We start from the raw sequence: 21,535 nt of genomic DNA on the forward strand, positions 1-21,535 counted from the left end.
GTATGATGAAAGCGTATTAAGATTTATAAGAGGTGATTGTGATGGATAAAAAGCGAATGATTCCCTTGTTGTCAACGTTAGTTCTTTCCGCAGCCTTGGTTGCTAATAAAACCTACGCAGAAGAAGTGACTCCTGTGATGCCAGAAGAACCAGTAGCCAGTGCGGCAACGGAACAAGTGGTAGTAGAAGAAAGTCAAGTAACAGAGAGTTCAAACCAAACATCTGAAATTGAAACAGAAATGACAAGTTCAGATTCTGAAGAAAGTTCTCAAGAAGTAGCTGATACGACAGAGCCTGTGTCAGAATCTCCAGAGATGATGACAACGAGTCTGGATGAAATGGCTCAAGAAGAAATGATGGCAACAACAGCCACGTCAGAACCAACACAAGATGTGACCATTCTTCATACTAATGACATGCATGGTAACATGGAAGAAGGTCGTGGTGTGCTTGGTATGGCTAAGCTAGCAGCCGTGGTTGAAGAGTACCGTGAACAAGGGCCAACTCTACTTTTAGATGGTGGTGATGCCCTACAAGGAATGCCAATCACAAATAGCACGCAAGGTGAAGAAATGGTTGCTCTGATGAATCAGATTGGCTATGATGCGATGACTGTCGGAAACCATGAGTTTGATTTTGGTTTAGATCAGTTGAAGCGTTTCAAAGAACTATTGACCTTCCCAATCATTAGTGCCAATATCTATGTAGATGGTGTCCGTCTGATGCAACCTTATACCATTGTCGATAAGGACGAAACCGTTGCTGGTGATGAATTTGTCGTGATCGGTCTAACCACACCAGAAGCAACGACTAAGACGCACCCACGTAATATTCCAGGTGTCACATTCACAGAACCGATTGCCGAAGTAGAAAAAGTCATTGCTGAAGTAGAGGCTCGTGCTCAGGCTGAGGGTAAAGAATATAAAAATTATGTTGTTCTTTCACACTTGGGAATTGATCAAACAACCTTAGAACAATGGCAAGGCGGTAAGTTGGCAGAAGCCTTTTCACAAAGTAAATTGCTAGAAGGCAAGCGTTTAATTGTTGTTGACGGGCATTCTCATACATTAGCAACGGCTAATTATGGTGACAATGTTGTCTATGGCCAAACAGGAAATTACCTCAATAATATTGGGAAAATCACGATTTCACCAGATAAGATGACAGCAACGTCTTTGTCTTATAATGATTTGAAAGACACAGTGCCTCATGTCGCCGTAGCAGATAAAGTGGCACAAGTCAAAGCTGACTTTGAAAAACTAAATTCAGAAGTTATTGTCGCGAATAACCCAGTTGAGCTAGATGCTGATCGTATGAACGTTCGTGTTCGTGAAACCAACATCGGTAACTTGATTACAGATGCCATGCTTGAATATGGTCAAACAGGTTTTAGCAATAAAACTAACCTAGCCGTTATGAATGGTGGTGGTATTCGTAAGACCTTGGAAAAAGATAAGCCAATTACTAAGGGTGGGGTCATCGCAGTTCTACCATTTGGTAACTTCATTTCTCAAATTGAAATGACAGGTCAAGAAATTGAAGCTATGTTTATCAAGTCATTGGGTTCTGTTTTACAAACCAATGCTGAGACCAAAGAACCTGTCCTAGATGAAAATGGTCAACCACTCTTGGAGCCAAATGGTGGCTTCCTACATGTTTCTGGTGCTTTGGTTTATTATGATACCACTCAAGATGCAGTGAAACGCATTCTTGCTATTTCGATCTATAATCCTGAAACAGATGAGTATGAGCCGTTAGAAATGACGAAGCGTTATTACCTAGCGACTAATGATTTCTTAGCTGCCGGTGGTGATGGCTATACCATGTTGGGTGGTTCTCGTGAAGAAGGGCCATCTCTAGATACTGTTTTTGCAGACTATCTTTCAACCTATGCAGATGTCATTGACTGGTCAGCTTATGAAGCCATCAATCCAAACGAACGATTGGTGTCAATTTCAACGGATGATTTTATGGCATTGTTAGAAGAAGCTGAAGAGGTAGAGACAGTCGAAGTAGAAACTAACAAAGACCAAACACCAGTATCAGAACAAGTGCCAGACGTTAAAGTTGAACAAGAAAAAGCAACTACATCTGCTCCAGTAGTGACAGAACAACCAACAACTTCAACTCAAATGACAATAAGCTCAACAAGTCCTGTTGCCAATTCATCAATGGCTCCAAAATCAATGGTTGTCACAAAAGTAGCTAGCCCAGTTGCTAAACCATCACAAGAGCACCAAACAGATAAGATGTTGCCGATGACAGCAAGTCCAAGCTCTTTGATTAGTGTGGTTACGGGCTTTGGTCTAATGCTCTTTGGTCTATTAGGAGTACGCACAAAAAAAGAAGATTAACTTTAAAAAACTAGACGGTATCGTCTAGTTTTTTAGTTGCAAAAAACCACTAGCAATACTAGTGATCTGTTTATGATTTTGGTTTTTGTTTGGTTAGGTTTAAGCCAAAAGGAACAAGATTTTCTTGTTTTGTTGCAATGCGTTTCATATTATCCTTGTGACGAAGTAGAATGACAACAGACATTAAAATAATCACTAAGGAAAAAATTAAATCATAACTTGATAAAATGGTACCAAAAATGGGAAAAATTAGGATCCCAAGTATGCCAGCGATAGCAACAGTGATACTAGCATAAGAAATCATACTGGTTAGATAAAGAGTGGATAGAAAAACAAGCAAAAGATAAAGGAAAAATTGAGGGGCAAAGCCTAAGATAACGCCTGCACTAGTAGCGACAGCCTTTCCCCCCTTGAATTGAGCAAAAATAGGAAAAGTGTGGCCTAACACAGCAAAAAAGCCGATGATAATAGGAGATAACCAACTTCCCCCAAACCAAACAGGAATCAGTGTTGCCAAGGTTCCTTTTAGGAGATCAACAAGAAGGGTCACCGTCCCAGCTTTTTTACCTAAAATTCGAAAGGTATTGGTTGTTCCAGTGTTACCACTTCCAAACTCACGCAAGTTTTTGCCATAGATTTTCTGACCAATCCAAAGTCCTGTTGGAATGGAGCCAAGTAAATAGGCAATTAAAAGATAAATCAAGGTATTCATAGGTTTATTATACCATAGTACTCCTAAAAACTGTAAAATTCCTTTGCAAAAATAGCTAAAAACCTGTAAGATAAGAAAGTATGAAAAAAGTGGAGGTCAGCATGGCTAAGCAAAGCATAACAACGACAACGTATAATGATGAGGCGATTCAAGTTCTAGAAGGCTTGGACGCTGTTCGTAAACGACCAGGGATGTATATCGGCTCAACAGACGGAGCAGGTTTGCATCACTTGGTTTGGGAGATTGTCGATAACGCTGTTGATGAGGCCTTATCAGGTTTTGGTCAAGAAATTACAGTCACACTCCATGCAGATGGTTCATTAAGTGTGGCTGACCAAGGGCGAGGCATGCCAGTTGGTCTTCATGCTCGTGGTATTCCCACGGTTGAAGTCATCTTTACGGTACTTCACGCAGGTGGTAAGTTCGGTCAAGGAGGTTATAAAACTTCAGGAGGTCTGCATGGTGTGGGGTCATCTGTAGTCAATGCCTTGTCTTCTTGGCTAGAAGTTGAAATCAGCCGTGACGGAGCGATTTATCGCCAACGTTTTGAACACGGTGGCAAACCTGTGACAACCTTGGAGAAGATTGGGACATGTGCCAAGTCTAAGACAGGAACGACTGTGCGTTTTCTACCAGATGCGAGTATCTTTTCCACAACAACCTTTAAGTTCAATACCATTGCCGAGCGTTTGAAAGAATCTGCCTTTCTCCTAAAAAATGTCACCATGATTCTGACAGATGAAACAACTGGTCAGACAGAACGTTTCCACTATGAAAAAGGCGTTGAAGATTTCGTGACCTATCTCAACGAAGACAAGGAAACCATGACCCCTGTCATTTCGATTGAGGGGGAGCAGTCGGAGTTTCAAGTGGCTTTGGCACTTCAATACAATGACGGGTTTTCTGATAATATCCTATCTTTTGTTAATAATGTCCGCACCAAAGACGGTGGTACTCATGAGACAGGCTTTAAGACAGCCATTACCAAGGTCATGAACGACTATGCTAGAAAAACAGGTCTGCTGAAAGAAAAGGACAAGAATTTAGAAGGGTCTGATTATCGTGAGGGCTTGTCGGCTGTTCTATCAATCTTAGTGCCAGAAGAACACTTGCAATTTGAAGGGCAAACCAAGGACAAGTTAGGTAGTCCCTTGGCTCGTCCTGTGGTTGAAGGTATCGTGACAGATAAGTTGACTTTCTTTCTTATGGAAAATGGCGAGCTAGCTGCTAACTTGATTCGCAAGGCGATTAAGGCACGCGATGCTCGTGAAGCGGCTCGTAAGGCACGTGATGATAGCCGTAATGGCAAGAAAAACAAGAAGGACAAGGGGCTATTGTCAGGAAAGCTAACCCCAGCCCAATCTAAAAATCCCCAAAAGAATGAACTTTATCTCGTCGAGGGAGATTCAGCCGGTGGTTCAGCCAAGCAAGGACGTGATCGGAAGTTTCAAGCCATTCTCCCCTTGCGTGGTAAGGTGCTTAACACTGAAAAAGCCAAGATGGCTGACATTCTCAAAAATGAAGAAATCAACACCATGATTTACACCATTGGTGCCGGTGTCGGAGCAGATTTTTCTCTGGTCGATTGTAACTATGACAAGGTCATCATCATGACTGATGCGGATACAGACGGTGCTCATATCCAGACCCTTCTTCTGACCTTTTTCTATCGCTACATGCGTCCCTTGGTCGAAGCAGGGCGTGTCTATATCGCTCTTCCTCCACTTTATAAGATGAGTAAGGGTAAAGGAAAGACCCAACAAATCGCTTATGCTTGGACAGATGGTGAGTTGGCAGAGTTGCGTCAAGTCTTTGGCAAGGGTGCTATTCTTCAACGTTATAAAGGACTGGGCGAGATGAATGCGGATCAGCTTTGGGAAACCACCATGAACCCAGAAACCAGAACCCTAATCCGAGTGACCATTGAAGACTTAGCTCGTGCTGAACGCCGAGTATCTGTCCTTATGGGCGACAAACCAGCTCCCCGCCGCCAGTGGATTGAAGACAATGTCAAGTTTACCTTAGAAGAAGCGACGGTGTTTTAGGGGGTAAGGAGGGATAATGGTTTTAGATAACAAATTAGGATTAACAAATTCTGCAGAATTGGCACGAATGGAAGAACAAATAAGTAAAAAAGCAGCTGCTCAGCTTTTTGACACAGGCGAACTCTTTAATTTTGAAGTTGGAACTTTTAAAGGATTATCTCAGATTCATAAAGTTTTATTTGACGATATTTACGACTTTGCAGGAAAGATTCGTCATGTCAATATCGCTAAGGATAATTTTCAATTTGCACCAAGAATTTATTTAGAACAATCCTTAAACTATATTGATAAGCTTCCCCATAAAACTTTTGATGAAATTGTTGATAAGTATGCTGATATGAATGTGGCTCATCCCTTTCGAGAAGGTAATGGTAGAAGTATGCGAATTTGGTTAGATTGTATGCTTCGTGATAGTTTACAGAAAGTTGTTGATTGGAATCAAATTGATAAAGATGATTATTTTAATGCTATGGTCAGAAGTCATGTTTCGACAGGAGAATTAAAATATTTACTTCTTAATGCTTTGACAGATGATTTGGGACAAGCAATCTTTTTTAAAGGAGTTGATGCATCTTATTATTATGAGGGTTACCAACTCTATAAGACGGAAGAATTATGAATAGGAAAAGGAGGATTGAATAACGATGAATTGGAGATTAGAAAGTGATGTGAATGATTGGGTCAAAGCAGAATTTCATAGAATAGGCCTAAAAAAACATCAAGATTATAACGAAGAGTCAAGCATGAGCGACTATCTCAAAGAGGCCTTAAAAGGTGCTGCTAAAACAGCAACTAAGACAAACTTTGGTAAACCAGACTTTCACATTGAAAACAAGTATAAGCTACCTATCATTATTGAAAATAAACTAAAATTATCTAAATTAGTAGCTAAAAATAGAGACGGTATCAAGTTTGATGACAAATCGATCAATGCTTATGCGGTTAATGGTGCCTTACACTATTCACGCAGTATGATTGATAGTGGAAAATATGAAGAAGTAATTGCAATTGGTATTGCTGGAGATGATGAAGATAATATTACCATTTCTGTTTATTATGTTTTTGGTTCAGCTCCTAATGCCCATAAAGAATTACCACAAATTACGACGTTAGATTTCCTTGAAAGTCAAGAAGCTTTTGATAAATTTTATCAAGAAGCCACACTAACTGAAGCAGATAAACATCAAATCTTGATTGATAGTCAAGCCACCTTACAAGCCTACGCCAAAAAACTGAATAAACTCATGCATAACCACAACATCACAGCCCCTCAACGTGTGCTTTATGTGTCAGGTATGCTTCTTTCCATGCAAGATGTTTTAGATGGAAACGGTGATAAAATTGCTGATGGATTGACACCTGATGATTTGCAAGGAGTTCAACTCAAAGAAGAATATGATGGCGTAAAAATCTATAATAAAATTAAAAGTTTCTTGGGTAATCGTGGGATTGCTGAAGAAAAACGTGAGTTGATGTTAGCTTCTTTTGCTGAAATCTCAAAAGATAGTCAACGAGATGAAAAAATAAAAAATGATAAGGAAGTTGCAAAGCACATTGATGGTAAGTCTTCTTCTATCAACAAACAAATCTTTGTCTTTATCTACGAGTATATTTTCAAACAAATTGATGGTTTGGGTGGGCATATTGACATCATGGGAGAAATGTATTCAGAATTTCTCAAATATGCCTTAGGCGATGGTAAAGAGATTGGTATTGTCTTAACACCACCCTATGTCACCAAGATGATGGCACAAATCCTTGATATTAAAAAGGAAAATAAGGTCATGGACTTGGCGACAGGTTCAGCAGGTTTCTTGATTTCTGCTATGGAGTTAATGATTGATGATGCCAACATTACTTATGGTAAGTCAACGACTCAGGCTAAAGACAGTATTACTCGTTTGAAAAAACATCATCTATTAGGAATTGAACTAAATGCAGAGATGTACACTTTAGCTACAACTAATATGATTTTGCGTGGTGATGGCTCTAGTCGAATTGAAAAAGGTTCTGCCTTTAATCGTCCAAAGAGTTTGTTCACAGACTTTGAAGCTGACCGTGTTCTTTTAAATCCTCCTTTCTCTTACAGTGAAAATGGCTTACCCTTTATTGAATATGGCTTGAATAAGATGAAAGCAGGTGGTAAGGGAGCTATTATTATCCAAGATAGTGCTGGTTCAGGAAAAGGCATAAGTACAGCAAAGAAAATTCTCGCTAATCATACTTTGTTAGCTTCTATCAAAATGCCAGTCGATCTTTTTGTTCCAATGGCAGGAGTGCAAACGTCTATCTATATCTTTGAAGCCCATAAACCACATGACTATGATCAGACTGTTAAGTTTATTGATTTTAGGCAAGATGGTTATAAACGCGCCAAACGTGGTTTGTCAGAAATTGACAATCCTCAACAGCGTTATCAAGATATTGTCAAAATCTTTAAGGCTGGGACTCGTGCTAAAGTTGATGAAAATCTATGGGATTTAGAACAGATTTATATCGAAGATTTTATCACAGATAAGGGGAATGACTGGAATTTTGAGCAGCATCAAGTGATTGATACCAAGCCAACCTTGGAAGACTTCAAAAAGACAGTAGCGGATTATCTCTCGTGGGAAGTAACACAACTACTTCAATCAAGGGGAGAAGACCAAACAAAAAAGCCCTAAGCCCAGCTTTACAGAAATTAGAAGATGATTTTATCAAGGCTGGGGGAGAGTGGAAAGAAGTAGCTTTAGAGAAATTATTTAGAGCATCTAATGGTGATTTTGATATAAAGAAAGAGCATTTATCAGAAATTGGTCATTATGTTGTTACAGCAGGAGAAACGAATGCAGGTGTAGCAGGAAAAACTACTGTTACAGCAAAAGTATTTAGTCAAAATACTATTACAATTGATATGTTTGGAACACCATTTTATCGAAATTTTGAATATAAGATGGTAACTCATGCACGTGTTTTTTCTCTTAAAGCCAAAGAAGAATTTTCTAAAGAAGTGATGATGTATTTATCTGTATCATTACAGTTTCTAAAAAAAATGTTTGGCTATGAGAATATGTGTTCTTGGATAAAAATAAAAGAATTAAATATTAAATTACCATATATCCATACAAAAATCGCTAAAGGATACATGGAATCTTACATTAAGACGCTCGAGGCTGAACGCATCGAGACGCTCGAGGCTTATCTAACCGTTACTGGACTAAAAGATTATCACTTGACAGAAAAAGACAAGGAAACACTTGACAAGTTTGCTAAACTCACAGATACTCAGAGTAGAGTAGAGTAGAGGAATGGGGAACTTATACTATTTCTACAATTTTTCATCTTTCTAGTAGTAAAAAGAAATTTAATGCTAATACTATAAAATTTGGTGGTGAATTTCCATATGTTGCACGTGGTGAAAATAATAATGGAATAAAAGGTTACATCACAGAATCAACAAAATTTTTGAATCCTGCCAATACTATTAGTTTTGGACAAGATACAGCAACAATGTTTTATCAAAAAGAACCTTATTTTACAGGAGACAAAATTAAAATTTTACAAACGAAAGAGATAAATTTAGATAGATATCTGGCTCTTTATTTTATTTCTTCTATGAAACGAAGTTTTTCAACATTCAGTTGGGGCAGTAGTTCTTTTAATGAAAAAATATTAAAACATGTTGAGATGCTTTTACCTAATAAAAATCAATTTCCTGACTATGACTTTATGTCAGACCTTATCAAAGTCATTGAAAAACTCGTCATCAAAGATTTGGTTGAGTGGACAGATAAAAAGATTGCAGCAACCAAAGAAATTGTGAACGCTTAGTTTGTGATGAGCTTGTCCCATTTTTGGCAGAGCTCGTCACACTTGTGAGCTGGTTTTTTCAAAAGGAAGTTGAGTTCCTCACAGCTGTGAGGACGTCTGCCCATTTTGGGCAAACGTGTTCTACCTAGTCAGTCAGCTTTGCCCAAAATGGGCAAGCAAAATTAACGAGTTTTTTATGATTTTCCAAAAAGTTTCTGATTTAATTGACGAATAAATAAGTGAATCAAAAAAAGAAATGAGGAAATCATGAAACGGATGTACAAGATCACAACCCTATCAACCAAACTGCTAGACAACAGTGAATTTTTCCAGTTGCTAACAGAGAGTAAGGACTATTTGATGACCTTTTCTCAAAAGGAACAAACTGAACCAGTTTATCTAGAGCGTTTGGATAAACTAGAAGAGCTACTCGTAACGTTTCGTCAAGGCTTACACAAAACAAAAAGCAGTCAATTCACGCAACTTTTGGAAGAAGCAGACCGTAACCGTAACGATGCCTTGGTCACGTTGACGAACTTTATTAAAGCTTTTGCTCGTATCAAAGATACAGAAATAACACAAGCCTATCAAAACCTATCAAGCCTCTTAAAAGGCTATGTTAGACTAACAACGCAAAGCTATGAGAAAGAAACAGAAGGTATCAATCATCTCTTGCACCAGTTGGCAAGCCCTTCTTATCAAAAAGCAGTGGAAAAGTTAGCTCTGACAAGCTATGTGACGCAACTCAAAAATAAACAAGAGCAATTTGAACAACTTTACAAGGAACGTCTAACCGAGCAAAGCGTGCAAAAGCCTAGTCAGATACGTCAACTGCGTTTGCAATTACAAGAAACCTATGATTTTCTAGTTGATTTTACAGCCCTGATTGCCTATGCCTATCCTGAGCGTCAAGCCTTTGTGGAATTGCGAAATCAATTAAATAGCGTACGCGAACGCTATCGAAAACAACACAGTCATAAGTCAATTAAAAAAGAGAAAGTAGAAAAACAACCGCCTATTCAAAATCAATCAGAATCATCAGTGGTATTAGTATGAACACGATAATCTTTACGATTATATCGTTTTGACAAAGACGAGAGTATTTGGACGGTTGGTGACATTATTTGATGACTGTGTTATGCTATTAAGACCAAACCTTTTTAGAAAGGAACTCATAAAGTGCCAACTTATTGACGCTTTGTGACAATTGTTATGACCAACATTCAAAACATGTCTTTAGAAGACATCATGGGGGAGCGTTTTGGGCGCTACTCCAAGTACATTATTCAAGAGCGGGCCTTACCTGATATTCGTGATGGATTAAAACCTGTTCAGCGTCGGATTCTCTATTCGATGAATAAAGATGGCAATACCTTTGACAAGGGCTATCGCAAGTCAGCCAAGTCAGTGGGAAATGTCATGGGGAATTTCCATCCCCATGGCGATTCGTCTATCTATGACGCCATGGTTCGCATGAGCCAAGACTGGAAAAATCGTGAGATTCTAGTAGAAATGCACGGTAACAATGGTTCCATGGATGGTGATCCGCCAGCAGCCATGCGTTACACGGAGGCAAGACTGTCAGAAATGGCAGGTTATCTCTTGGAAGATATTGACAAAAAGACGGTGCCTTTTGCTTGGAATTTCGATGATACTGAAAAAGAACCGACGGTCTTACCAGCAGCCTTTCCCAACCTTTTGGTTAATGGGGCAACAGGTATCTCGGCAGGTTATGCGACAGACATCCCCCCCCATAATCTGGGCGAAGTTATTGATGCTGTCATTCATCTAATTGATCATCCTAAAGCTAGTCTAGACAAGCTGATGACTTTACTGCCTGGACCAGATTTTCCAACTGGTGGGATTATTCAAGGGACAGAAGACTTGAAAAAAGCCTATGAAACAGGTAAAGGACGTTTGGTGCTAAGAAGTCTGACCAGTATTGAAAAACTCAAAGCAGGTAAGGAGCAGATTGTGGTGACAGAGTTGCCTTATGAAGTCAATAAGGCGAGTTTGGTTAAGAAGATTGATGAAGTGCGTCTGAATAACAAGGTGCCAGGTATCTTGGAAGTTCGTGACGAGTCTGATCGCACTGGTCTTAGACTGGCGATTGAGTTGAAAAAGGACGCAGATAGTCAGACCATTCTTAACTACCTTTTCAAGTACACCGACCTACAGGTCAATTACAACTTTAACATGGTAGCGATTGACCATTACACGCCTCGACAAGTTGGCTTACATAAGATTTTGTCAGCCTATATTGCTCATCGTAAAGAAATTATTTTAGCCCGTTCTCAGTTTGATAAGGAAAAGGCAGAAAAGCGTCTCCATATCGTTGAAGGCTTGATTCGTGTGATTTCGATTTTGGATGACGTCATTGCGCTCATTCGTGCAAGTGAGAATAAGGCAGATGCCAAAGAAAATCTCAAGGTCAGCTATGCCTTTACAGAAGAACAGGCAGAAGCCATTGTCACGCTTCAACTCTATCGTTTGACCAATACAGATATTGTGACCTTACAGGAAGAAAGTCAGGCCCTAAAAGAGCAGATTCAGTACTTGACAGCTATTATCAGCGATGAAGTTACCCTTTATCAAGTCATGAAAAAAGAACTGCGTCAGGTGAAAAAGACCTTTGCCAATCCTAGACGGACAGTGTTGAAAGAGCAGGCAGAAACGATTGAGATTGATAGCAGCAGCTTGATTGTGGCTGAGGATACCTATGTCAGCGTGACTAAAGCAGGTTATATTAAACGCACGAGTCCACGCTCCTTTGGGGCTTCAACGGTAGCAGAGGTTGGCAAGCGTGAAGATGATCATTTGATTTTCCTTAGCCAAGCCAAAACAACACAACATCTCTATCTTTTTACTAATCTTGGTAATGTCATTTATCGCCCAGTGTATGAATTAACGGACAGCCGTTGGAAAGATATTGGCGAACACCTATCGCAAACCATTAGCAATTTTGCAGCAGAAGAAGAAATTATTGCAGTGGACTTGCTAGAGCAAGTGGCAGAAGGTGCCTTGTATTTGACGGCAACTAAGGCAGGTCAGATTAAACGCTTTGAACAAAAAGACTTGAGTCCTTGGCGAACTTACAAGTCTAAATCGTTGACTTTTATGAAATTAAAAGACGCAAGCGACCGTGTGCTTAGCCTAGCCCCAATTCAATTAGAGGAAATTTTACTCTTTACCTGGATGGGTTATGGCTTACGCTTTGAAGCCAGTGAAGTACCAGTCTTGGGCTTAAAAGCAGCAGGCGTTAAGGGAGTGAATCTTAAAGATGACGATTATGTTCAAGCTGTCTTTCCAGTCCAATCCACTGCTTTTTATCTCTTAACCCAACGTGGTAGTGTGAAGAAAGTTGCTGTGGAGCAATTAGCTGTAACAGGTCGAGCTAAGCGTGGCTTACAAGTGTTGCGTGAGCTGAAAAGCAAGCCTCATCGTGTCTATATGGCAGGAAATGTTGGAGCAATTCCACAAGAACTAATCATTCATACCCAATCAAATCAAATCTATCAAGTAGATGTAGCGGCACTTTCTTTATCTGATCGTACTAGTAATGGAAGTTTTATTGCAGATAGTATGGCGAGTGATGAAGTCGTGAAGGCTTACTTAGACTTAAACTAGGAGAAGATGATGAAATTAGTAAAATTGGTATCAGTCTGTTTACTTATTGCCATTGTTCTCTTCTTGTGTTTACGTTACTTACCAGGACTGGAAAATCAACTTCATCAACTAACAGGTTGGTATTGATAACAGTTGATGCTGACGAGAAAAGCAAGTTCGTTCTTGTCAGTAGCGGTTATTTTGTGTAAAATAGGATGAGAAACGAAAGGGGCAAGCATGAGTAAAAAAGATAAAAAAATTGAGGTTCAAGTCCTTGATGCCAAATTGGATGTCAATGGTCAAAACGTAGCAGGTTACCAAGTGGTTATTGGTAAAAAGACCATTGGCGAGATGGTTGAACTAAATAAACAATTTGCCGTCTTAAAAAATGGAGCAGTCGATAGCCTTTATAAGACCTTTGATCAAGGGATTGGGCATATTATCGAACTTTATAACTTAAATCATTAAAAAAATCTGAAAAAGGGCTTGTATAAAAACAAAAGCTATGCTATAATAGATTTTGTTTTAGGAGAGATAGCGAAGAGGCTAAACGCGGCGGACTGTAAATCCGCTCCTTCGGGTTCGGGGGTTCGAATCCCTCTCTCTCCATTTTCAGAATAAAATCTGAAAGTATTGGGGTATCGCCAAGCGGTAAGGCAAGGGACTTTGACTCCCTCATGCGTTGGTTCGAATCCAGCTACCCCAGTTGAGGTATTAGGATTTCCTAAGACCGTCAGCGATAAAGTTTATTGTCCTTACGGGTTGCCTTGAAAAAATATAGTGTTATCAAAAGCTAGCTTTGCTAGCTTTTGTTGGAGGATTTTTTAGAATGAATGAATTTGAAGATTTGCTAAATAGTGTTAGCGAAGTTAACCCAGGTGACGTCGTCACTGCGGAAGTTTTAACAGTTGATAACGGTCAAGCAAACCTTGTTATTGAAGGAACAGGTGTTGAAGGTGTCTTAACTCTTCGTGAGTTGACAAACGAGCGTGATGCAGACATCAACGATTTTGTTAAAGCTGGCGAAACACTAGAAGTGCTTGTTCTTCGTCAAGTTGTAGGTAAAGATACAGACACAGTAACTTTCCTAGTTTCTAAAAAACGTTTAGAAGCTCGTAAAGCTTGGGACAAACTTGTTGGACGTGAAGAAGAAGTTGTTACTGTTAAAGGTACTCGTGCCGTTAAAGGTGGCCTTTCAGTTGAATTTGAAGGACTTCGTGGTTTCATTCCAGCATCTATGCTTGATACACGTTTCGTTCGCAATACTGAGCGTTTCGTTGGTCAAGAATTTGACGCAAAAATTAAAGAAGTTAATGCAGCAGAAAATCGTTTCATTTTGTCACGTCGTGAAGTTGTAGAAGAAACAACAGCAGCAGCTCGTCAAGAAGTCTTTTCTAAGATTGAAGTTGGTTCAGTTGTTACTGGTAAAGTTGCTCGTTTGACTAGCTTTGGTGCTTTCATCGATCTTGGTGGCGTTGATGGCTTGGTTCACGTGACAGAATTGTCACATGAGCGTAACGTTTCACCAAAATCAGTGGTTACTGTTGGTGAAGATGTTGATGTTAAAGTACTTGCTATTGATGAAGAAGAAGGTCGTGTATCACTTTCTCTTAAAGCAACAACTCCTGGACCATGGGATGGCGTAGAGCAAAAGTTAGCTGCAGGTGATGTTGTTGAAGGAACTGTTAAACGTTTGACTGACTTTGGTGCTTTTGTTGAAGTATTGCCAGGTATTGATGGTTTGGTACATATCTCACAAATTTCACACAAACGTGTTGAAAATCCAAAAGATGCCCTTTCAGTAGGTCAAGCTGTAACTGTTAAAGTGCTTGAAGTGAACGCTGCTGATGAGCGTGTATCATTGTCAATCAAAGCACTTGAAGAGCGTCCAGCACAAGAAAAAACTGAAGGTGACAACGGTGAGAAACGTCAATCTCGTCCACGTCGTCCACGCCGTCAAGAAAAACGTGATTACGAATTGCCAGAAACACAAACTGGTTTCTCAATGGCAGACTTGTTTGGCGATATCGAATTGTAATAAAGAAAAAGCTTGAATTCTTCAAGCTTTTTTTATTGGAAATAAAAAACACCAATTAACTGGTGCTATAAGCCAAGAAGATATTGAATGAAAGAGCCACCATAGATCCACAAATAACTATATCCGATAATTGATAAGGGCTTAGTGAGTAAGAGAATCATAATAAATCGTTTAAGTGACATTTTGCTTAGACCTGTTACCATAACCAAGATATCGGCAGGTGAAATAGGTGATGCCATGCAAAAGATGAAAAAACGTTCATAGGTTTTTGTTTCCAATTTGGCTTCGTATTTACTTAAATCCTTGTCTTTGACAAAAAGATGGATAAAGGGTTTACCGTAGCGTCTAACTAAGAGAAAAAGAATGACACTGCCAATCATAATCCCAATATAATTCGTGATAAAGCCTAACCACGGTCCAAAGATGAGATAGCCAGCCACAGTTGTGACACCACCAGGTAGAATAGGAATAACAATTTGGATAATCTGAATGAGAATAAAAATTACAGGAGCCATGACCTGATACTGCTGAACCCATGTTTTGAAAGCATTTTGGTCATTTAAAATTCCTTTTTGAAATAACCAGATAACTAGGGCAACAGAAGCAATTAACGTCAAAAAACCAAGTACCTGAAATACTTTTTGCCAAAATCTATACATGCTTTTATCATACCAAAAATAGTATTTTTTTGCTATCTTTTAATGTTTTTGATATACTAGTTAAGTAATGTTTTGGGGTCGTTACGGATTCGACAGGCATTATGAGGCATATTTTGCAACTCGAGTGACGGCGTAACCGTTCAGTTAAATATAACTGCAAAAAATAACACTTCTTACGCTTTAGCTGCTTAAAAACCAGCGGGCGTGACCGCTATGAAATGGCTTGTGTTTCATTAGAGGTCTTATTTTAACAAGCTACGTTTGGTTAGGGTCTAACTAACCAAAAAGAGATGATTAGACTCGCAAAAGATAGGCTTGAGCCTTGTGTCAATTTTTTGTTAAATGAAGACAAGGCCTATGGTTGTAGACAAATATGTTGGCAGGTGTTTGGACGTGGGTTCGACTCCCACCGGCTCCATAAAATTTTATTAAAGATAGAGGATAGATATGACAAAAAAAGTGATGAGTTTAGCAAGTCTTGCTCTGTCAGTCATGTTATTAGTGGCTTGTTCAAGTAATCAAACTCAAAAAGCCACAACCAAGGAATCATTACAGGTTGAACAATCTTGGCTGACTGAGCCAAGTACGCCTAATCATGAAGATGTCAGAATGAAGTTTGAGCAGATTAAACTTGGTGAGGAAGCTAATGACTTTAAAGGTGGGTCGAATTTAGACGAATTGACAGCACTGTTTGGTCAACCGAGCAAACATGAGACCAAAGAAGCTGGGGAAAATGTGACAGTTGATGTTTATACTTGGAATTTTGATCAAGTTGAGCTCTCTGTACAACAGTTTGAAAATAGTGCCATTTCACGCTCTATTTCTAACTTTAATTTTGTCAGAGAAGAACGTGTCACACTTGATGACTATAAATCTTTAACAGAAGGTATGAGCTTTGATCAGGCTGTTGAAAAATTAGGTCGTCCAGACGTGATGGCTCAAGTGGTATCAACTGGTAAATCCAGTATTCAGGCTATTTGGTCTAGTGGACTGAAAAAAGGTGGCAATGTTAATTCTGCCAATATCGAATTGATTTTTGAGCAAGGTGGCTTGGTTAAGAAAAATCAAAATGGTTTAGGATAAAAAATAAAGTTAGCTGGTTGGCTAACTTTATTTTCATGTGTGGTTGTTATCCACCCTGAGAGAATCGAACTCCCATTTCAAGAACCGGAATCTTGCGTGATATCCATTACACTAAGGATGGTCATTTTTATTATATCATAAAATGAAGCGATAAGGAGGTTTCTCTTGATAAAAGGTGAAAAAAATTATAAGATGAAAAGATAAGAGTCGTATGAAAGGAGGTTAGGAAATGGCTTGGATTTTTGATGAAAAATCGCCAATTTATATCCAGTTAGCACAGCGGATCAAAATGAAAATCATCAGTGGCGAATTGCATAGTGGTGATCAATTGCCAACGGTGAGAGAATTAGCTGAAGAAGCAGGTGTAAATCCTAATACGACACAAAGAGCTTATAAGGAATTGGAACAAGAAGGTCTGGTTTTTACAACTCGAACGTCAGGTCGTTATGTGACTGAAAATGACTCCTTATTAAAAAAGGTTGGTCATGATGTCGCCTATGCCGAAATTGAATCCTTTGTGGCCAATATGAAAAATTTTGGTTTTACAGAAGATGAAATTTTAAGCAAGGTTAAAGCTTATGTGGAAGGGAGGCAGTGATGACAACTTTATTAAGTCTGCAAGGAGTTTCAAAAGCTTATGGGCATTCTCCAGTTTTGGTAAATCTCAATCTGGATTTATCGACAGGTAAAATCATTGGCTTGTTAGGGCCAAATGGTAGTGGTAAGACCACTATAATGAAGCTAATTATGGGGCTTTTGAAAACAGATCAAGGTCGTGTGCTAATCAATGGTCTAGAACCATCTGTAGAAACTAAGACTATGGTATCTTATTTACCAGATCAAACTTACTTGAAAGATTATATGAAAGTGGTTGATATTATCCACTTGTTTGCTGATTTTTATACTGATTTTGATCGTGAACGAGCAGAAAGCCTCTTGAAAGATTTAGCAATTGATCAAAAACAGTACCTTAAAAATTTATCCAAAGGAGACAAGGAAAAGGTTCAATTGCTTTTGGTGATGAGCCGTCAAGCTAAACTGTATTTGTTGGACGAACCGATTGCAGCAGTTGATTCAATCACACGAGCGTATATTTTAAAAACAATCATTAGCAATTATTCAGAAGATGCTTCTGTGTTGATTTCGACTCATTTGATTGCTGATGTTGAACCAATCTTAGATGATGTGGTATTTTTGGATAAGGGTCAGGTGTGTTTGCAAGGAGCAGTTGATGATTTACGCCAAACTTATGGCATGTCCATGGATAAGCTGTTTCGTGAAACATTTAAGAGTTAAAGGAGACGACCGTGTTTTTGAAGTTAGTAAAGTATGAATTAAAATCTGTTGGCAGGTGGTATCTGGGGCTATATGCCTTGTGTTTGGCAATGGCTTTTGCTTTACGACGATTGACGCCGGAATTTCAAGCTCTTGGTCAGTCGGTTAGCTTGTCTAACTGGCTATACACAGTGTATCGTTTTTCTGCTGTTGTTACGTTTTTGTTAATTGTGGCTATGATGATTGCAACGATTTTTATTATTTGTCATCGTTTTAGGCAAGAGCTTTTTGGTCGTCAAGCTTATTTGACCCTAACTTTACCTGTGTCAACCCACCAAATTTTAATGTCAAAACTTTTAGTGTCCTTATTTTTAGCTTCAGTCAATGCCCTCATTATTTTTATTGGCCTTGGGATTGGTTTTGAGTGGTTAGACCGTTCAATGTGGGCAGTACTTTGGGGGGGAATGACAACGATTAATTGGATGTTGAGTCTGATTCAGTGGGTTTTATCTATCAGTAGAGAAATTTTGACCATTTATTTGGCGGTTGCAGTAGGACATTTGTTTAGAAATCGTCAAATCTTGATGAGTTTTCTTACTTATTTCTTGCTGGTGGTGGTAATGTCCTTGGTTACTAATTTTTTAGGAACTGTTCTAGTTAATGAGCTGAGCTATTGGTCGGTCATGTCTTTGTTTAGCTTGCTTTGTATAGGGATTTATTATGGAATGATTCATTTTATCATCAAGAATCGCTTGAATTTACAGTAATAGTGGGGTGTTTAGGCACGTCACTATTTTTGTCTGCAATTAGGGGAAAATCATAGTATAATAAAAGAAATACTAATCGGAGAAAAACTTATGTTTGTGCAGTTGGATACAAAGACTGTTTATAGTTTTATGGACAGTTTGATTGACCTTAAAGGTTATTTGATGAGGGCTAAGGAACTTGGCTATCAGCAAGTAGGGATTATGGATAAGGGGAATCTCTACGGGGCTTACCAATTTATGCAAGAAGCTAAAAAACTAGGGTTGCACCCTATTATAGGCTTGGAAGTGGAATTACCACTTGAAGAAACAAGACGTTCGTTTTATCTAATCGCTCGAAATACTAAGGGTTATCATCAGCTTTTACAATTAGCAACTCAAGTTATGACGACAGGACTAAATGTAGCAGATTTACCAAGCAATAGGCAGGATTTGACTATTGTGCTGCCTTATTTTGAAGGGATTGAGAGTCTAGATGTATCTTTTGATTACATGATAGGTGTTTTTTTGGATAGTCCACAAATACCTTATCCTAAACCAATTATTCCCCTACATACCGTTCGCTACTACCAAGAATCAGAGATGGAAACTTTACAGGTTTTACATGCTATTCGTGATAATAGCAGTTTGGCACAAACTGGTTCAGTTAAACGTGGCCAAGTTTTATCATCAGCACAGGAACTCGGAACACTTTTTCAAGAACGTTTTCCAGAAAGTTTGCTTCATCTAAATGAGTTGGTAACAGGTATTGACTACCAGTTAAATAGTCAATTAAAACTGCCTCGTTTTAATCAGCTAGTACCAGCCCATCAAGAATTACGACAAGAAGCTGAAAGAGGCTTAAAAGCAAAACAATTATGGCAGCCAGCCTATCAAGACCGTCTGAATCAGGAACTTGCTGTTATTCATCAAATGGGCTTTGATGATTATTTTTTGATTGTTTGGGATCTCTTGCAATTTGGTCGTCGGAAAAACTATTATATGGGAATGGGACGTGGGTCAGCTGCGGGTAGTTTGGTTGCCTATGCCTTGGATATTACAGGTATTGATCCTGTGAAAAATCAACTGCTGTTTGAACGTTTTCTTAATGAAGAACGATACAGCATGCCAGATATTGACATTGATATTCCAGATATTCATCGTAATGATTTCTTACATTATGTCAAAGAACGCTATGGCAAGGAGCATGTGGCTCAAATTGTGACTTTCTCAACCTTTGGGGCTAAGCAAGCCTTACGCGATGTTTTTAAACGGTTTGGGGCGAGTGAGTATGATTTGAATGTTCTAAGCAAGAAAATTCGTTTTAAAGATACCTTAGCACTGGTTTATCAAACTAATCTATCCTTCCGCCAATTGATTTTAGAGAAAAAGGAATACCAGAAGGCATTTAAAATTGCCAAACGAATTGAGGGCCAACCACGTCAGACTTCTATTCACGCCGCAGGGATTGTGATGAGTGATGATAGGTTGACTAATCACATTCCTCTAAAAGCTGGAGAAGAGATGATGATTACGCAATTTGACGCCAATAGTGTGGAAGCCAATGGTCTGTTGAAGATGGACTTTTTAGGCTTGCGTAATTTAACTTTTGCTCAAAAAATGGCAGAAGAAGTAAAAAGACGCTATGGTCAGGAAATAAAGATTGCTTCTATTGATTTAGAAGATTCTAAAACATTGCAATTGTTTGCTCAAGGTCAAACCAAGGGGATTTTTCAATTTGAAAAATCAGGAGCCATCAATCTGCTGAAACAAGTGAAGCCACATTGTTTTGAAGAAATTGTAGCGACAACTAGTCTAAACCGTCCAGGAGCAAGTGACTACATTAGCAATTTTGTCAAACGTAAGTTTGGTCAAGAACGGGTTGAAACCTTATCACCAGAGATTGATCCAATCCTACAATCAACCTACGGCATCATGCTTTATCAAGAGCAGGTCATGCAGATTGCTCAGGTTTATGCAGGTTTTAGTCTTGGAAAGGCAGATATGCTTAGGCGAGCCATGTCCAAAAAAAATCAACGAGAAATGACAGCTATGGCTAGCGATTTTATGGCTGGTGCTCTCACAAATGGACATGATCAACAGACTGCCCAAGCCATTTTTGAACGCATGGCTAAGTTTGCTGGTTATGGCTTTAATCGTAGTCATGCCTATGCTTACTCGGCCTTAGCTTTTCAGTTAGCTTATTTTAAGGCACATTATCCAGATGCTTTTTACCACATTATGTTGAATTACTCAAATAGTGATTACATCAGGGACGCCTTACAACACGGTTTTTCACTAGCTCCTATTTCAATCAATGATATTAGTGAGTATGATACAGTTACAGATGGTCGTATTTATTTAGGTCTTAAACGCATCAAGGGGTTAGGACAAGAGTTTAGTCAGTGGCTCTATGCTAATCGTCCGTTTACTAGTGTTGAAGATTTTCTGATGCGTATACCAGTGACTTATCATAAGATAGAATTATTAGAAAGCATGACGAAGGCAGGACTTTTCGATCAATTGGAAACCAATCGTCAAAAAATCTTACAAAATCTTCCTTCTCTCTTAAATTTTATCACTCAATTAGGTAGTCTCTTTGCTCAGTCATCGTATCACTGGACTGAGGCTGATGACTTTTCAAGCCAAGAAAAGTACGAGATGGAACAAGAAATTTTAGGTGTTGGTGTGAGTCCTCATCCTGTTTTTCAAATTTTAAGAGAACAAGCGGGTCACTATATCCCTTTTGATGACTTGGTCAATGAAACCACAGTAACGGTTCTAGGTCAGATAGAGAGTATCCGAGAGATTCGAACCAAGACGACAGGTCAGTTGATGGCGTTTGTTGGTTTAACTGATGGCGTGAAAAGGTTGGATGTGACTATTTTCCCAAATGATTATCAACGTTTAGCTCAACAATTAGAAAAAGGAAAGATAGTTTATATCAAAGGAAAGGTGCAGGAACGACAGGAACGTTTGCAATTGATTGCTCAATTAGTGAGTCCTGTCATTACGGAAAAATTCTGGATTCAATTAGCTAATCATGATCATGACCGCGAAATATCAGCTATTCTAGCTCAATATCCTGGTGATTTTCCTGTTATTTTAAGATACGAGGAGGAGAAAGAAACCTTACGAAGTCGAAATTACCGTGTCGCCAAGTCAAAGGAAATGGAAGAAAAATTAAAAACTTATGTGATGAAAACGATTTTTCACTAAAAAGTGAAG

The 21,535-nt window shown here is 38.9% G+C and carries 16 protein-coding genes, 3 tRNA genes, 1 other RNA gene and 1 pseudogene; 18 read left to right on the forward strand and 3 right to left on the reverse strand.

Going from position 1 to position 21,535, the window contains the following annotated elements:
- The first annotated feature begins 41 nt into the window (after window positions 1–41).
- A complete protein-coding gene (locus FRX52_RS00930) occupies window positions 42–2,354 on the forward strand; it encodes a 5'-nucleotidase C-terminal domain-containing protein (RefSeq protein ID WP_146538173.1) in 2,313 nt (770 codons plus the stop codon).
- 70 nt (window positions 2,355–2,424) lie between these two features.
- On the opposite strand, the gene plsY is transcribed toward FRX52_RS00930, so the two are convergent.
- On the reverse strand, window positions 2,425–3,066 hold the full coding sequence (plsY, locus tag FRX52_RS00935) for a glycerol-3-phosphate 1-O-acyltransferase PlsY (RefSeq protein ID WP_146538174.1): 642 nt from the start codon (window positions 3,064–3,066) through the stop codon (window positions 2,425–2,427).
- A gap of 101 nt (window positions 3,067–3,167) precedes the next feature.
- Between plsY and parE the strand changes: the two genes are divergently transcribed.
- The 11 genes and pseudogenes from parE to rpsA all read left to right on the forward strand — a co-directional run bounded on the left by parE (window position 3,168) and on the right by rpsA (window position 14,547).
- Window positions 3,168–5,111 carry a DNA topoisomerase IV subunit B gene (gene parE, locus FRX52_RS00940; protein WP_146538175.1) on the forward strand — a complete coding sequence of 648 codons (1,944 nt, stop codon included), beginning with the start codon at window positions 3,168–3,170 and terminating at the stop codon, window positions 5,109–5,111.
- Between the two features lie 16 nt (window positions 5,112–5,127).
- Window positions 5,128–5,730 (forward strand): protein adenylyltransferase Fic, encoded by a 603-nt coding sequence (gene fic / locus FRX52_RS00945; RefSeq protein WP_146538176.1) that lies wholly within the window; start codon window positions 5,128–5,130, stop codon window positions 5,728–5,730.
- A 25-nt stretch (window positions 5,731–5,755) separates the two neighbouring features.
- Window positions 5,756–7,777: a class I SAM-dependent DNA methyltransferase gene (locus tag FRX52_RS00950; RefSeq protein WP_146538177.1), complete on the forward strand. Its 2,022-nt coding sequence runs from the start codon at window positions 5,756–5,758 to the stop codon at window positions 7,775–7,777.
- Window positions 7,720–8,397: a restriction endonuclease subunit S gene (locus FRX52_RS00955; protein WP_261378935.1), complete on the forward strand. Its 678-nt coding sequence runs from the start codon at window positions 7,720–7,722 to the stop codon at window positions 8,395–8,397. Before FRX52_RS00950 ends, FRX52_RS00955 begins: the two co-directional genes overlap by 58 nt.
- Window positions 8,398–8,408: 11 nt before the next feature.
- A pseudogene (locus FRX52_RS00960) lies at window positions 8,409–8,924 on the forward strand (restriction endonuclease subunit S); the annotation flags it as partial.
- Window positions 8,925–9,170: 246 nt separating this feature from the next.
- Window positions 9,171–9,959 (forward strand): DUF6261 family protein, encoded by a 789-nt coding sequence (locus FRX52_RS00965; protein WP_146538179.1) that lies wholly within the window; start codon window positions 9,171–9,173, stop codon window positions 9,957–9,959.
- Between the two features lie 156 nt (window positions 9,960–10,115).
- Window positions 10,116–12,530 (forward strand): DNA topoisomerase IV subunit A, encoded by a 2,415-nt coding sequence (parC, locus tag FRX52_RS00970; protein ID WP_146538180.1) that lies wholly within the window; start codon window positions 10,116–10,118, stop codon window positions 12,528–12,530.
- A gap of 216 nt (window positions 12,531–12,746) precedes the next feature.
- Window positions 12,747–12,977 carry a DUF2969 domain-containing protein gene (locus FRX52_RS00975; RefSeq protein WP_146538181.1) on the forward strand — a complete coding sequence of 77 codons (231 nt, stop codon included), beginning with the start codon at window positions 12,747–12,749 and terminating at the stop codon, window positions 12,975–12,977.
- Window positions 12,978–13,037: 60 nt separating this feature from the next.
- Window positions 13,038–13,118, forward strand: a tRNA-Tyr gene (locus FRX52_RS00980).
- Between the two features lie 25 nt (window positions 13,119–13,143).
- Window positions 13,144–13,215: transfer RNA gene (locus FRX52_RS00985), tRNA-Gln, on the forward strand.
- A gap of 123 nt (window positions 13,216–13,338) precedes the next feature.
- Window positions 13,339–14,547, forward strand: coding sequence for a 30S ribosomal protein S1 (gene rpsA, locus FRX52_RS00990; protein ID WP_146460109.1), 1,209 nt, complete (start codon window positions 13,339–13,341; stop codon window positions 14,545–14,547).
- 65 nt (window positions 14,548–14,612) lie between these two features.
- On the opposite strand, the gene FRX52_RS00995 is transcribed toward rpsA, so the two are convergent.
- A complete protein-coding gene (locus tag FRX52_RS00995; protein ID WP_146538182.1) occupies window positions 14,613–15,206 on the reverse strand; it encodes a TVP38/TMEM64 family protein in 594 nt (197 codons plus the stop codon).
- Window positions 15,207–15,280: 74 nt separating this feature from the next.
- Here FRX52_RS00995 and ssrA point away from each other — a divergent pair.
- Window positions 15,281–15,627, forward strand: a transfer-messenger RNA (tmRNA) gene (gene ssrA, locus FRX52_RS01000).
- A 26-nt stretch (window positions 15,628–15,653) separates the two neighbouring features.
- On the forward strand, window positions 15,654–16,289 hold the full coding sequence (locus FRX52_RS01005; protein WP_146495083.1) for a DUF3862 domain-containing protein: 636 nt from the start codon (window positions 15,654–15,656) through the stop codon (window positions 16,287–16,289).
- A 49-nt stretch (window positions 16,290–16,338) separates the two neighbouring features.
- Here FRX52_RS01005 and FRX52_RS01010 read toward each other — a convergent pair.
- A tRNA-Arg gene (locus FRX52_RS01010) sits at window positions 16,339–16,410 on the reverse strand.
- A gap of 108 nt (window positions 16,411–16,518) precedes the next feature.
- Between FRX52_RS01010 and FRX52_RS01015 the strand changes: the two genes are divergently transcribed.
- The 4 genes from FRX52_RS01015 (at window position 16,519) to FRX52_RS01030 (ending at window position 21,526) form a co-directional block, all read left to right on the forward strand.
- Window positions 16,519–16,887 carry a GntR family transcriptional regulator gene (locus FRX52_RS01015; protein ID WP_146495085.1) on the forward strand — a complete coding sequence of 123 codons (369 nt, stop codon included), beginning with the start codon at window positions 16,519–16,521 and terminating at the stop codon, window positions 16,885–16,887.
- Entirely contained in the window at window positions 16,887–17,585 is a 699-nt protein-coding gene (locus FRX52_RS01020; protein ID WP_146538183.1) for an ABC transporter ATP-binding protein, read from the forward strand. The genes FRX52_RS01015 and FRX52_RS01020 overlap by 1 nt, the downstream gene beginning before the upstream one ends.
- 17 nt (window positions 17,586–17,602) lie before the next feature.
- Entirely contained in the window at window positions 17,603–18,331 is a 729-nt protein-coding gene (locus FRX52_RS01025) for a hypothetical protein (protein ID WP_146538184.1), read from the forward strand.
- A 90-nt stretch (window positions 18,332–18,421) separates the two neighbouring features.
- On the forward strand, window positions 18,422–21,526 hold the full coding sequence (locus FRX52_RS01030; protein WP_146538185.1) for a DNA polymerase III subunit alpha: 3,105 nt from the start codon (window positions 18,422–18,424) through the stop codon (window positions 21,524–21,526).
- The last annotated feature ends 9 nt before the right edge of the window (window positions 21,527–21,535 follow it).

Origin of the sequence: Streptococcus sp. sy018, from assembly GCF_007859185.1 — a bacterium.
Classification (GTDB): domain Bacteria; phylum Bacillota; class Bacilli; order Lactobacillales; family Streptococcaceae; genus Streptococcus.

Bases quoted from the DNA above. Each gene is read 5' to 3' on its own strand.
- parE (WP_146538175.1), top strand. From the start codon at position 3,168: ATGGCTAAGCAAAGCATAACAACGACAACGTATAATGATGAGGCGATT.
- FRX52_RS01030 (WP_146538185.1), top strand. From the start codon at position 18,422: ATGTTTGTGCAGTTGGATACAAAGACTGTTTATAGTTTTATGGACAGT.
- rpsA (WP_146460109.1), top strand. From the start codon at position 13,339: ATGAATGAATTTGAAGATTTGCTAAATAGTGTTAGCGAAGTTAACCCA.
- FRX52_RS00965 (WP_146538179.1), top strand. From the start codon at position 9,171: ATGAAACGGATGTACAAGATCACAACCCTATCAACCAAACTGCTAGAC.
- FRX52_RS00950 (WP_146538177.1), top strand. From the start codon at position 5,756: ATGAATTGGAGATTAGAAAGTGATGTGAATGATTGGGTCAAAGCAGAA.
- fic (WP_146538176.1), top strand. From the start codon at position 5,128: ATGGTTTTAGATAACAAATTAGGATTAACAAATTCTGCAGAATTGGCA.
- plsY (WP_146538174.1), bottom strand. From the start codon at position 3,066: ATGAATACCTTGATTTATCTTTTAATTGCCTATTTACTTGGCTCCATT.
- FRX52_RS01015 (WP_146495085.1), top strand. From the start codon at position 16,519: ATGGCTTGGATTTTTGATGAAAAATCGCCAATTTATATCCAGTTAGCA.
- FRX52_RS00975 (WP_146538181.1), top strand. From the start codon at position 12,747: ATGAGTAAAAAAGATAAAAAAATTGAGGTTCAAGTCCTTGATGCCAAA.
- FRX52_RS01020 (WP_146538183.1), top strand. From the start codon at position 16,887: ATGACAACTTTATTAAGTCTGCAAGGAGTTTCAAAAGCTTATGGGCAT.
- FRX52_RS00930 (WP_146538173.1), top strand. From the start codon at position 42: ATGGATAAAAAGCGAATGATTCCCTTGTTGTCAACGTTAGTTCTTTCC.
- FRX52_RS00995 (WP_146538182.1), bottom strand. From the start codon at position 15,206: ATGTATAGATTTTGGCAAAAAGTATTTCAGGTACTTGGTTTTTTGACG.
- parC (WP_146538180.1), top strand. From the start codon at position 10,116: ATGACCAACATTCAAAACATGTCTTTAGAAGACATCATGGGGGAGCGT.
- FRX52_RS01005 (WP_146495083.1), top strand. From the start codon at position 15,654: ATGACAAAAAAAGTGATGAGTTTAGCAAGTCTTGCTCTGTCAGTCATG.